This window comes from Solibacillus sp. GQ1 (assembly GCF_059758555.1).
In genome coordinates this window covers 788,740-801,587 of record NZ_JCAXEX010000001.1, presented here as the reverse complement: position 1 = coordinate 801,587, position 12,848 = coordinate 788,740, and the positions used below count along the sequence as shown (strand labels likewise).

Annotated in this window: 14 protein-coding genes; 1 reads left to right on the top strand and 13 read right to left on the bottom strand. The window is 39.0% G+C overall.

The annotated features are described in order from the left end of the window. Positions 1-80 precede the first annotated feature (80 nt). The 7 genes from ccsB to AC6CH1_RS03735 all read right to left on the bottom strand — a co-directional run bounded on the left by ccsB (position 81) and on the right by AC6CH1_RS03735 (position 7,002). Complete coding sequence (ccsB, locus tag AC6CH1_RS03765; protein WP_251688963.1) at positions 81-1,265, bottom strand: c-type cytochrome biogenesis protein CcsB; 1,185 nt, start codon at positions 1,263-1,265, stop codon at positions 81-83. After that, positions 1,262-2,920: a cytochrome c biogenesis ResB family protein gene (locus tag AC6CH1_RS03760; RefSeq protein WP_498316350.1), complete on the bottom strand. Its 1,659-nt coding sequence runs from the start codon at positions 2,918-2,920 to the stop codon at positions 1,262-1,264. The genes ccsB and AC6CH1_RS03760 overlap by 4 nt, the downstream gene beginning before the upstream one ends. A 13-nt stretch (positions 2,921-2,933) precedes the next feature. Beyond that, complete coding sequence (gene resA, locus AC6CH1_RS03755) at positions 2,934-3,467, bottom strand: thiol-disulfide oxidoreductase ResA (protein WP_251688967.1); 534 nt, start codon at positions 3,465-3,467, stop codon at positions 2,934-2,936. Positions 3,468-3,574: 107 nt separating this feature from the next. Next, positions 3,575-4,318 carry a pseudouridine synthase gene (locus tag AC6CH1_RS03750; protein WP_251688969.1) on the bottom strand — a complete coding sequence of 248 codons (744 nt, stop codon included), beginning with the start codon at positions 4,316-4,318 and terminating at the stop codon, positions 3,575-3,577. A 358-nt stretch (positions 4,319-4,676) separates the two neighbouring features. Continuing rightward, positions 4,677-5,651: a D-alanyl-D-alanine carboxypeptidase family protein gene (locus AC6CH1_RS03745; protein ID WP_498316349.1), complete on the bottom strand. Its 975-nt coding sequence runs from the start codon at positions 5,649-5,651 to the stop codon at positions 4,677-4,679. Between the two features lie 12 nt (positions 5,652-5,663). Then, entirely contained in the window at positions 5,664-6,254 is a 591-nt protein-coding gene (scpB, locus tag AC6CH1_RS03740) for an SMC-Scp complex subunit ScpB (RefSeq protein ID WP_498316348.1), read from the bottom strand. Further along, positions 6,220-7,002 (bottom strand): segregation/condensation protein A, encoded by a 783-nt coding sequence (locus AC6CH1_RS03735; protein ID WP_251688975.1) that lies wholly within the window; start codon positions 7,000-7,002, stop codon positions 6,220-6,222. The genes scpB and AC6CH1_RS03735 overlap by 35 nt, the downstream gene beginning before the upstream one ends. Before the next feature lie 146 nt (positions 7,003-7,148). Here AC6CH1_RS03735 and AC6CH1_RS03730 point away from each other — a divergent pair, with 146 nt between their 5' ends. Then, a complete protein-coding gene (locus AC6CH1_RS03730; RefSeq protein WP_498316347.1) occupies positions 7,149-7,649 on the top strand; it encodes a DUF309 domain-containing protein in 501 nt (166 codons plus the stop codon). Position 7,650: 1 nt separating this feature from the next. Here the strand turns inward: AC6CH1_RS03730 and AC6CH1_RS03725 are convergent, their stop codons facing one another. The 6 genes from AC6CH1_RS03725 to spoIIAA all read right to left on the bottom strand — a co-directional run bounded on the left by AC6CH1_RS03725 (position 7,651) and on the right by spoIIAA (position 12,702). Continuing rightward, positions 7,651-8,010: a GNAT family N-acetyltransferase gene (locus AC6CH1_RS03725; protein WP_251688979.1), complete on the bottom strand. Its 360-nt coding sequence runs from the start codon at positions 8,008-8,010 to the stop codon at positions 7,651-7,653. Between the two features lie 194 nt (positions 8,011-8,204). Beyond that, entirely contained in the window at positions 8,205-9,524 is a 1,320-nt protein-coding gene (gene lysA / locus AC6CH1_RS03720) for a diaminopimelate decarboxylase (RefSeq protein ID WP_251688981.1), read from the bottom strand. Between the two features lie 103 nt (positions 9,525-9,627). Further along, complete coding sequence (locus AC6CH1_RS03715; protein WP_251688983.1) at positions 9,628-11,073, bottom strand: spore germination protein; 1,446 nt, start codon at positions 11,071-11,073, stop codon at positions 9,628-9,630. Between the two features lie 61 nt (positions 11,074-11,134). Further along, a complete protein-coding gene (locus AC6CH1_RS03710; protein WP_079525741.1) occupies positions 11,135-11,902 on the bottom strand; it encodes a SigF/SigG family RNA polymerase sporulation sigma factor in 768 nt (255 codons plus the stop codon). A gap of 12 nt (positions 11,903-11,914) precedes the next feature. Next, positions 11,915-12,355 (bottom strand): anti-sigma F factor, encoded by a 441-nt coding sequence (gene spoIIAB / locus AC6CH1_RS03705; protein ID WP_079525739.1) that lies wholly within the window; start codon positions 12,353-12,355, stop codon positions 11,915-11,917. Continuing rightward, positions 12,340-12,702 carry an anti-sigma F factor antagonist gene (gene spoIIAA / locus AC6CH1_RS03700; RefSeq protein WP_008408083.1) on the bottom strand — a complete coding sequence of 121 codons (363 nt, stop codon included), beginning with the start codon at positions 12,700-12,702 and terminating at the stop codon, positions 12,340-12,342. Before spoIIAA ends, spoIIAB begins: the two co-directional genes overlap by 16 nt. Between the last annotated feature and the right edge of the window lie 146 nt (positions 12,703-12,848).

Here is a 12,848-nt window from a genome sequence, read left to right as displayed (position 1 = left end):
AGTTTATTAATTATTTTGCTTAGAATTGGAAACTATCAAAATTGCTTTAAAAATAGTGTAAAAAGCAAATTGTTGTCACATTATGCATAAGAGTGCAATCCAGCGATAACTAGATTAACTACGACTAAATTGAATAAAATAATAAGGAAACCGATTACCGTAAGCCATGCACTCTTTCTTCCTTCCCAACCTTTTGAGAGGCGAAGGTGTAAAAATGCTGCATAAAACAGCCATGTAATAAGTGCCCATACTTCTTTTGGATCCCAGCCCCAAAATCGGCCCCATGCTTCCTGTGCCCAAATCATCGCAAAAATAAGCGCGCCTAATGTGAAAATCGGAAAAGCAATCAAGATTGAACGGTAGGCGATTTCGTCCATCAGCGTCGAGTTCACCCGTTTTACTAATGGCTGGAACATTTTCGCTATCTTTCTTCTAAAGATCAGTCGAATCAATATATAAATGATTGTACCGAATAGAACAGACCAGAAAACAGTTGTTAGCTTTCGTGCATCAATCAATGCAGGCAACTCAAATAATGGTGTCATACGGTCTTCAGACAGTTCCACATATTCATTCATACCGAAAACAGCCGGCATCAAATACGTAGATGTATTGACTTGATCCAATGTATCAACGTATTCATACTTTGCTTCATAACCCATGGCGTTGAATGTAACCGTTGCTGCAACAAATCCTACGACTAGTACACAGCAGAACATGACTGTTTCCAGCCAAAAGCTTTCTTTTGAGCGCTCGTCCATATTCACATTTCTGAGCAAGTAAATAAGTCCGGCTACCGCACTAATCCCAAAAATCGATTGCCCTAGTGCTGCAGTCGTAACATGTATCGTCAGCCAATGACTTTGCAGTGAAGGTACTAAAGGACTTACCTCTGTCGGGAACATAGAGGCAAAGGCAATTATCAATAATGCAATTGGTAAAGCAACAACACCTAATGCCGCAACTTTATACGTAATGTAAATGACGATAAACGATAGTACTATGAACATACCGAATGCTGTAGTAAATTCAAACATATTACTAACCGGTGCATGTCCTGTATACGCCCAACGCGTAATGAAATAACCTAACTGTGCAACAAAACCGATAATTGTAACAACAAGGGCAATTTTACCGTATTTATCCGCCCGTGTTGCTGCTGTGTCATTTTTCACTTTAATTGCGCCTGCAAATAAAAATGTACCAACTAAGTAAGAAATGAATGCAGCATACAGTAAATAACCGCTTAAATCGATTAAACTCATAAGGTTTTACCATCCTTTTCTGTTTCAACATGTTCATTGTTTTCTATTTCCTGTTGATCTACGTATTGCGGTAAATGAGCATGCTTCGTTAATGCATCTAAATCTTTTTTCATACTAAACCAGTTTTTATTCGTATGTGCCGCCAGACGTATTGTTCCATCCGCCAACTGTTCAATCCATATACGGCGATGATTCCAATAGGAACCGATTGCAACACCAATCATAAAGATAATACCCCCTACGATTAGAATAGGGATTGTCCGATCATAACGGATCGTTAAACCAGACATATGGCGTGTTTCCACATTCGAAAACTTCATTTTATAAATATTGTCACCTTCAGGCTCAAGTGTTTGCTGAATCGCAACAAAGCTTGTTTCTCCTTCAGGTGTTTCAGGAGTAATCATTTTAAAAATAAATGCCGGATTATTCGGTGTTTGGGACACAGTTTGCGGTACACCTTCTTTAAAACCTGAAAAGTCCGGATAAAAACCCATTAATTCGACTTGTGCGCCATTTTCGAGCGTATACACTTCCTGCGGGTTCGTTAAATCAATGCTAATTTGACCAAGCGATTCTTCCGATTCCTTATTCGTTAAATCAAACACCATTGTTTTAATCTCATTTAAACGGAAATCCATCTGATAAAATGCATAGCCCTCATGCTTCAGCGGATGGTTTACCTGAATTCCGTATTTCGTTACTTCTTCCAGGTTTTCCGCCTGTCCCGGCACACTGTTTTCTTTCTGTTTATACAATGTCACGTCTGTCTGGAAGTTTTTCGCAACTACATTGACCCCTTGTTTGATCTGCTCGCCCTGGGGAACATTGTCGTAAGTTTCAAGAATAAATTTGTCATTCTTCAGAAAGTACCCGTCCATACCCGGTACTGCACGTGTCTCGCCTTCACGAAGCCACATCGATTCATCCACGTACATGCCCGGTACTAGATGGAGCATGACCCCAATCAGAAAGACAATTAATCCAACATGGTTTACGTAAGCACCATAGCGGGAAAAACGCCCGCGTTCCGCTAAAATGGAATCATTTTCACGACGCACATTGTATTTTAAATTTTTTAAAGATTGTTCAACGAGCTGGAGCGTTTGTTCAGGCGTTTCACTTGGTTTCCCTTCACCGATAATTCGCTGACGCTTCATAAAGTTTGTATGTCGTTTGACTCGTTGATTTTTTAAAGATTTATGTAATGGAATTCCTCTATCAATACTTGCAATAATAATGGACACACCTAACATTAATACAAGTAATTGGAACCATAGGGATGAATAAAGATCCGATAAACCTAACGCGTAGTATATTTCACCGAACCATCCATAAACATCTGAATAGTACTTTTCCTTCTCCGGGTCTGTTGCTACGCTTATGTAAAACTCCTGAGGCAGTATTGTACCAATTGATGCTGCTATTAAATTGATAATAATGAGCGTAATTCCGACTTTTACACTTGAGAAAAAATTCCAAACCTTATCAATAACTGACTTGTTATAAGTTTTTGAACGAATGGCTGTCCCTTCGTACCGCATATCTGCAATTTTTTTGCTTTTTTCCTCTGCGGATAATGGAGAACCGCATTTTTGGCAGAGTGTTGTACCTTCAGGATTTTCATGCCCGCATTCACAAAGTAGTTTATTCATTGCGTAAAAACTCCTATTCCGGCTTTATTGACCCCATATATTGCACAATTTCTCCTTCGGTCATTTCTCCAGTAATAATACGGTCTATTGTACCGTCGGGTTTAATGAAAATTGATGTAGGCAGGGGTCCAATATTATAGGCAGTGAAAACACTTTTCGTTTTATCGATCGCAACCGGGAACGTCATCCCCATATTCGCCACATATTTTTTTACTTCGAATTCAGACTGTGCGAAGTTAACGGCAATAATTTGAACATCCTGGCCCTTAAATTCCGCATATTGACGAGTCATTGCAGGGAATTCGCGTTCACACGGCTCACACCATGTACCCCAGAAATTCAGTACGACACCCTTTCCCTCGTAGTCTTTCAATCTATGCTTTTCACCATGCAAATCTACTACTTCAAAATCAGGCGCCTGTGCCCCGGCTTGTACAATATTAATTTTATCTTTCGTTACGGCAGCGTAAACTGTATATCCGATTGCGATTGCTAAAATGGTTAAAATGATACCGCGAGTCACAGAACGTTGTTTCTTTTTTTCCAAAATAAAAAACCCCCTTCCACTTCAGCAACTACTGTTGCCTATTATAGCAAATTATTACAAAATTTAAATTCTTTTCTTTCAGAATGATTTATGAATTTCTTAAACTATTAATTGTTATACTCAATTTTTCCTGTTTCAGCTAATACACGTAGTAGTTTTACTTCATGTTTTGTCAGCTGACGGTATTCGCCTGGGCTAAGTCCAGTTAAATCTAAAAATGCAAAGCGCTCACGTTTTAATTTCACGACAGGTGTACCGATTGCTTCAAACATACGACGGACTTGACGATTTCGCCCTTCATGAATGGTAATCTCACAAATCGCTTTACCAGCGTTCTCATCAAAGCTTGTCATACTAACTTTTGCAGGAGCCGTTTTTCCGTCTTCCAGCTTAATTCCGTTTTGTAGTTTCATTAAACCTTGTTTTGTTGGAATCCCTTTAACACGTGCAATATATGTTTTATCGATTTTGAATTTCGGATGTGTCATTAAGTTTGAAAACTCACCGTCATTCGTTAAAAGCAATAATCCAGTCGTATCATAATCTAAACGACCTACCGGGAAAATACGTTGGTGAACATGCTTTTTAAAAATATCAGTTACTGTTTTTCGACCTTTATCATCAGTTACTGCTGAAATATAGGCACGTGGTTTATATAGCAGGAAATAAACTTTATCTTCTTTTTCCAGTTTTACGCCTTCAACTTCAATCGTGTCCGAGTTGGATACTTTTGTACCAAGCTCTTTAACTACGACTCCATTTACTTTTACTTTACCTTCTACGATTAATTGCTCTGCTTTACGTCGTGATGCAACGCCTGCATAGGCAATCACTTTTTGTAATCTTTCCATAAGTTCACCTCATTGATTGATAAACTGCAAAGACGCATACTTCTTCAGCATTCGTCCCTGCACTTTTCATTTACTGCTCTGTTAATTATTAAATACTATTGCTGTAATCCACAAATACGAGCGAAAATAAATCCTTAACGAATAAAAATTATGTCATACTTTTAGAACTTAATCAATTACGCTCTGGCGTAATTGCGTCTGGATTCGGCTTTGAGGCCCACAGGATGTGGGTCAGTCAGCCGTTGTCGCATGATGCGATGCTTTTAAGCTGACTTGATTTTAAGAACTCTTTTTCGAATCCATGACATCTCCGGGGGCTTAACTTCAATCCTGAAGTTAAAGTATTTCACTTTTTGGATTATTTTACTTTAACGAGTTTTGATGATACGAGCGATTCATCTGCGTATAAAAGCCAAACCCCTCGATCCGACCCTTTCAGCCGTGAAACTTTAACAATATGCTCAAAATTCGGTCGTTCTTTCTTATGAAGCAGCATTTGGAACGGTTCATCTAACTCGATTGCCAACCCGTTCGCATTATATTTCCCTTTTTTCACAATCGTTTTATGTTCAAAATTATTGTCGACAAAATCCGCCAAGTTCCGGTGGATATTCCAATCATTTCCTTCGTTAATAGTAACGACAACAAATGATTTTTGTTCCCGTTCAAAATAAGTTGCCAATGTTCTTCCAGCCACTTTTGTATAGCCTGTTTTCCCTGCAACGGCTCCTATCTTCTCATGCATAAGCCGGTGTTTATTTCTCCACTGCCTGCCATCCGAAAAATTTTGAGTAGATGCAATTTTTCTGAACTGTGGATTCATCATCGCAATTTGCAGCATCTTTGCCGTATCGTAGGCAGAGGATAAATGGGCTTCATTGTGTAGCCCTGTAGGATTTGTAAAAGTTGTTTCATTCAATTGATAAAGCTCTGCCTTCTCGTTCATAAGCTGAACAAAGCCCTCTACAGATCCTCCAATATGTTCCGCCAGCGCAGTAGCGGCATCATTTCCTGATTGCATCATTAAACCATGAAGCAAGTAATCAATCGTATACGTCTCGTTTTCCAATAAATAAATTGATGAGCCTTCAACAAGCGAGGCTTCCTTCGAAATGACAACTTCATCGGTAAGCTCACTATTTTCTAAAACAACCAGGGCCGTCCAGATTTTTGTCAGGCTGGCAATCGGCAGGCGTGCATGTTCATTCACACCCATTAATGTCCGTCCATTTTCCGCATCGATAACAACATAGCTATTATACGCCGCCTGAATTTGTGACGAACTACTCAAAAATACGAACAATACAACAATAGAAACAAACCACTTTTTCAACAGGCCACTCCTTTAGTTTTGGTTAAATGTTTCCTGGAACTTCGTTAAAAATAAATCAGTCGGCTGATCATCTTCCTGATCGACTTCTTCCGGTAAAGGCGGCAATTCTTTAATATTTTTTAAGCCAAAATAATTTAGGAACTCTTTTGTCGTACCATATAAGATTGCCCGTCCTGTTCCTTCCGCCCTGCCAACTTCCTGTACGAGCGCCCTAGAAACGAGTGTCGTAATCGGGCGTTCGCTTTTCACCCCTCGCAGATCTTCCACTTCCGCGCGCGTGATCGGCTGCTTATACGCTATAATTGCCAGAACCTCTAATGAAGCTGCGGTTAATACTTGATTTGTCGGGTTTTCAATTAATTTTTTCAATGTGTCCGTCACTTCCGGTTTTGTTGTTAACTGATATGTACCGGCAAGCTGTTTTAATGTAATTCCCCGCATTTCCTCCTCATTGTAATGAGACAGGAGCTCGCTTAATCCCGCTTCAATATCCATTGGTTCTACTTCTATATATTGTGCAAGTTGTTTAACGGTCATACCTTCATCACCAGCTACGAATAATAGTGCCTCAATTCGGCTCAGTAAGTTGTTCGAATTCATCATTGATCTCCTCTTTTGTCAGTAATACAGATAAATCATCGAAGTTATTTTGCTGTTCGACAAAAATCACTTGGCGCTTCATTAATTCCAGTAATGTTAAAAACGTCAATACAAGCATTGGCTTATCCTCTGCTTCAAACAATTGCGAGAACATCACTCTTCCGCCTGCATTTTTTAAAATGTTCACAACGGAACGCATTTGTTCCTTCACTGAAATTTCCTGTCTTGCGATACGCGTTGACAATGGTTTTTTCAACTGTTTACGACGCATCAGTTTTTGGAACGCACTTAACATATCGTAAACATTTACATTTTGATCAAAAAGCGCTAATTGTTCTTCCGGCATAAATTCCGACAAATCTGCCGGCGCTTTCGTGAACACTTGCCCGCGTTCTGTTTCCAATTCCTGAAGTTGAACAGCTGCTTCTTTATACTTTTTATATTCGATTAAACGTGCAACAAGCTCTTCCCGTGGATCGACCTCATCTATTTCGAGCTCCTCTGCATCGATTTCATTTTCATTAATCGGAATGAGCATACGGCTTTTAATCGCCAATAATGTTGCGGCCATTACTAAATACTCGCTTGCTTCATTCAGTTCCAATGTTTGCATCGCATGGATGTGATCAATATACTGTTCCGTTAATTCCGCCATTGGAATATCATATATATCAATTTCCAAACGATGAATTAAATGCAATAATAAATCTAGTGGCCCGCTAAAGGCGTCTAGTTTCACTTCGTAAGACATAAAATACCACCTATCGTTAATCGGAAATTATCATTAGCATCTAATTCGCTATGATTAATTTTACGTTTTGCTAGTTACTTTATTCGTCAAAATTCAACAAAATATAGCAGAACCTATCTAATTAGTATAGAGGAAAGGGGACAACAATGCATCCTTTGTTTCATCCACTATTTATCGATTATTGCGCCTATTTTAATGGCAATAATGACTATTTTGAATGCCATGAAGTTTTAGAAGAATATTGGAAAGAAATTGCACCAAAAGAAAAACTCCATCCGTTAGTAGGCTATGTCCAGCTTGCGACAGGTATGTACCACTTCCGGCGGGCAAATGTTACTGGCGCTGCACGCATAATGGAGAAAGCCATTGTTAACTTTGAGCTGAATCATAATAGTCAATTTTTCGAGTTTATCGATGTAAGACAACTGCTTCGTCTAATGAAAAACCAACTTCGAAAAATGCAGGAAAATGAACCATTCGCACACTTTACACTGCCTATTACAGATCGACAGCTGCAAGAATTGGTACAGGAAAGAATAAAGTCGATTCCTCTAATGGATTCACACTTTATTTTCAATAAACATATGCTTCGGGACCGGACTGAAATACTTGAAGCTAGAGAATTAAAAAAAAGAAGTCGACAGTAAATTAGTCGACTTCTTTTAATATAGGTATACATTTCTGGACAAATGCACTTGTATCTTCATTCGCTTGAATATGCTCATACCCCATATTCCGCAGTTCATGTAACATCTTTAATGCGACACCTTCACCCCGATACGATGGGATGACTGTAATATGTTGGACGATTGCAGCATCTTTTTCTTCTGCAATCCCAATAGCCCCTACATATTCTTCGCCATTTTTCCATAAGAAAAGTGTCCAATTTTCATTTTGATCATAATGTTGAATGGTTTCCATTAAGCGTTTAATATCTTTTTCCTGTGGCATTAACGAAATTAATCCCATTGCAATTTTTTCAAGTGCTTTTTTATATCGAACTAACATTTTACATTCCCTCAATTCTACCATTGCACATCCTATCAAAAGATCGACCGAAATGCAATAACACAATTTTCCAACGTTCAGTTTGAAAATTTGTAAATTAGCGGACTAATAATGTAAATAAACAAGAGCGACCAAATCACAATTCCAATTAATAGACCGAAACCCCATTTAGCTTGTTTTGATAATTTCAACGGCTATTCACCCTTTGTAAATGTTAACGGCAAATCATTTGTCACTAAATCTTCATAGCTTTCACGTTTAATCGCTAATTGGTGCTCTCCATTTTCAACGAACACAACTGCCGGTCTTGGAACACGGTTATAGTTTGATGCCATCGAATAACCGTATGCCCCTGTACAGAACATCGCTAAAATATCACCGGTATGTGCATTTTGTAATGACGCATCAATAATTAACTTATCTCCTGACTCACATAGCTTACCTGCAACAGTGTATGTACTTGTTTTTGGATCATTTGCTTTATTGGCAATTATCGCTTCATATTTTGCATCGTAAAGTGCTGGACGGATATTATCGCTCATCCCGCCATCAACAGCAATATATTCACGCACATTTGGTACTGTTTTCTGAGAACCGATTGTGTACAGTGATGTACCAGCATCTCCAACTAAAGAGCGGCCTGGCTCTATCCAAATTTCCGGCATTGCCAAATTAAGTTTTTTACTTTCATCCTGCACTGTTCGAATCATGTCCGCAACATATTCATGAGGTTCTAAAGGCTTGTCCTCTTCTGTATAACGGATTCCGAAGCCACCGCCAAGATTCAGTACCTGTGCAATAAAACCGTGCTGTTCCTTCCATGCACCCATTTTTTGCATTACTTTACCTGCTGCCAAACTAAAGCCTTCTGTTTCAAAAATTTGAGAGCCGATGTGGCAATGTAAACCTAATAGTTCGATATGTTCATCGTTTACTACTTGCTTAAATGCCTCATCAGCTTGTCCATTATTTAAGTCAAAGCCAAATTTAGAATCTGCTTGACCTGTTGTAATAAAATCATGAGTATGTGCTTCAACACCTGGTGTTACACGTAATAAAATTTTCATTTGCTGATTTTTCTGCTGTGCAATTTCTTTAATTAACGAAATCTCGTAAAAGTTATCGACTACAATACAACCGATCCCCGTTTCAAAGGCCAATTCAAGTTCGGCAACCGATTTATTATTGCCATGGAAATGGATGCGATCTGCCGGGAATCCAGCTTTAATCGCTGTATAAAGTTCTCCTCCTGATACAACATCCAGCGACAGGTTTTCCTGCGCAGCTAACTGATATGCCGCAACACAGGCAAATGCTTTAGATGCATAAGCAACCTGCGCTTTTACACCTAATTGTTCAAATGTATCGATAAAGCCGCGTGAACGTTTACGAATTAACGCTGTATCATAAACGAATAACGGTGTCCCGTATTGTTTTGCCAATTCAATTGTATCTACTCCGCCAATTGTTAAATGGCCGAGTTCATTAATTTGCTGTGTTCCATATAAATGCATCGTATTCTCCCCTGACTTTAGCTAATCCTCGCTAATATTCTCAAAAATCACAAAATATTATATGAGAACTTTAACATAGGTGTCAAAGTGATGCAATTCATGTTTATACACGTTTTCGCTTTTTTGCGTTCACTATAAATGGTCTTGGAGCATCCTCCGACATAGGTGTCCGAATAATGACACGTGCGAACGCCTTTGGGAAAAACGGAACAAGAGGCCATAAATACGGAACATTCATCGGCTTTAATGAGCATAAGTACGTAAAAATCAGGAATCCGCCAATAAAGAATCCATTGATACCAAATAACGCCGTCGCACTTAACAACATCAAACGGAAAACTTTCACTGAAATACTCAATTCGTAGTTCGGAATAGCAAATGTAAAAATTGCGGTAATCGCGGTATATAAAACAATTTCACTTGAAAATAGTCCAACGTCAATCGCAATTTGTCCGATGATAATACCGGCGATTAAACCCATTGCAGTCGATAACGGTGTCGGTGTATGAATCGCAGCAATTCGCAAATATTCAATTCCGATATCCGCAATTAATATTTGCAGGAATATAGGAATTTCACCACTTTCATTTATCCCGATAAATGCTAACTTATCGGGGAGTAACTCTGGATGTGTAACGAGTAAATACCAAAAAGGAAGTAAAAGAAAACTTAAAATAACCGCTCCAAAACGAAGAAACCGCATCATCGTACCGACTAACGGCGCCTGGCGATATTCTTCCGCATGCTGCAGCAAATGGAACATGGTGACAGGAATAAGCATTACAGAAGGCGATGTATCGACCATTATCGCAATATGCCCCTCTAAAATATGGGCAGCTACAATGTCAGGCCGCTCCGTATAACGCACAAAAGGCAACGGGTGATATTTCTGTTTAAACAGCCATTCCTCCAGCGATTTGTCACTCATCGTTAACCCATCATGCCTAATTTGCTGAAGTCGTTCAACAAGCCAGTTAAGATGCTTATCATTGACTAAATCACTCATATAGGAAAGAACGACATCTGTTTGACTATAGGTCGTTACATGGTGCATTTGAAATCGCAGCTTTTCACTTCGAATTCGTCGACGAACTAACGCCGTGTTCAAAATAATATTTTCGGCAAAACCATCGCGCGAACCACGAATAACCTTTTCATTATCCGGCTCTTCCGGATTCCGACCCGGATAATTCCGGAATTCCGCCAAATAACAATAACCGCTCTTCGTTACAAAGCCTACCCGGCCACTTAATACGCCGAGCATAAAGTCATCAATCGATTTTGCTAAATCTACCCCATAATAATTGAAGTGGGCGTGAAAATAGTCCTGTTCATCCAGAATTTCTTCTTCCTCATTGTCACGCTGTAATTCCGAAAGAATTTCTGTCAAACTGTCTCCATTTACGAGCCCGCTCACATATACCGTTAATGTCGGCAAATTTTTGATCATAATTTCTTTAATACATAAATCAAAATTTTTATCTGGTTCAAATTGTGAATTAAAAAATCCTTCTGCAATTTTCATTGATGTAAAAAGCTGATTTGTCATTTTTTCACCGCTTATTCATATTTAGTCTAATGCACCATGGAGTAATTGCGGGTCACTTAACTTATCTGCTTAATGTAGACTGATCCATCCATGATTTCAACTGGGCTAGTATTTTCTTTTCCAATCGTGATACTTGTACTTGTGAGATACCGAGACGATCGGCAATTTCCGTTTGGGTTAAATCCAGATAATAGCGGAAATAAATAATCGATTGTTCCCGTTTCCCTAGTCTCTTCAACATGTCTTTCAATGGCACATAATCAAATGCAAGCTCAGACTTATCGTCACGCATCTGATCCATTAATGTAATGGAATCTCCATCATTTTCAAAGAGCTGATCATGCAAACTTGCCGGATCACGCATTGCATCAGTTGCCAATAAAATATCTTCTTGTGAAACTTGCAATATTTCAGCCAATTCTGCAACAGATGGAGGTTTTTCATTCGTTTTTAAATAGTCATCAGTCGCATGACGAATTTTGTAATTCAATTCCCTGATAGAACGACTTACCTTTACCATGCCGTCATCTCTTAAAAAACGTTGAATCTCCCCAATTATCATCGGCACTGCATATGTGGAAAATTTCACTTCATAGGACAAGTCGAATTTATCAACCGATTTCATTAAGCCAATACAGCCAATTTGAAACAAATCTTCCAGTTCAACACCTCTTGACGCAAAGCGTTGAACGATAGACCAAACAAGTCTAGTATTTCCTTCAATCATCGTTTTTCTCGCAACTTGATCGCCTTGTTGTGACTTTGCGATTAGTTCACGCATATAAGCTTGCGTTAATAACGTTTCAGATGACTGCTCGATGTTCCCCATCCCCTTATTTCGTTATGTCACGAGTGTCCCTATTGGCAAAATTTGTTTTGTGAATGTTACGACTGTGCCTTTTCCTAGTACGGATTCTACTTGCAGGAAATCCGAAAAACTTTCCATGATTGTAAAGCCCATTCCGGAACGTTCTAGCTCCGGCTTCGTTGTAAATAATGGCTCACGTGCTTGTTCGATATCTTCAATTCCGCAACCTTCATCTTTAATTGTCACACTTACTTCTGAACCGTAACGAACCGCATAAACCGTAATGATGCCATGCGGATTATCGGCATAACCATGAATAATGGCATTCGATACAGCTTCTGATACGATTGTTTTACATTCCGATAGCTCTTCAATTGTCGGATCGAGTTGTGCCATAAAGCTTGTAACGGCAATACGTGCCAACCCTTCATTTTCACTGCGCGCCAAAAAAGTTAGCGTCATTTCGTTATCCATTGACAATCCCCCTCGCTGTGTGAAATAACTTGCTGTTCAGATGCAAATTGTATGAGATTTCCTAAACCGGAATACTGGAATATTTTTTGCATCGTTTTTGACGGATTTAACAAAATTGTTTGTCCATCGACAGCTCGGAGTTCTCGCATTCTGCCAAGCACTAACCCAATTCCGGAACTGTCCATAAAATGCAAATGCTCTAAATTCCAAACGAGTAATTTTACATTTCCTTGTAAAATAGCTTTCGATATATGTGTTCTCACTTTTTCTGTCTCATGATGATCCAGTTCGCCAAATAGTTGGACAATCAATACATCATTTGGATACATCGTTAAATTAAAGTTCACCTACATCGCCTCCTTCTTGCATGCAAATTCGGCAAGTTGAGAAATAATCCTATCTAGCTGACAAAACTAGTGCTCATTCGTTAAAAGTAGTGCTCGTGCGACAACTAAAATCAGTATAGGTAGCGCGGTCTATTTTTAATCATTCC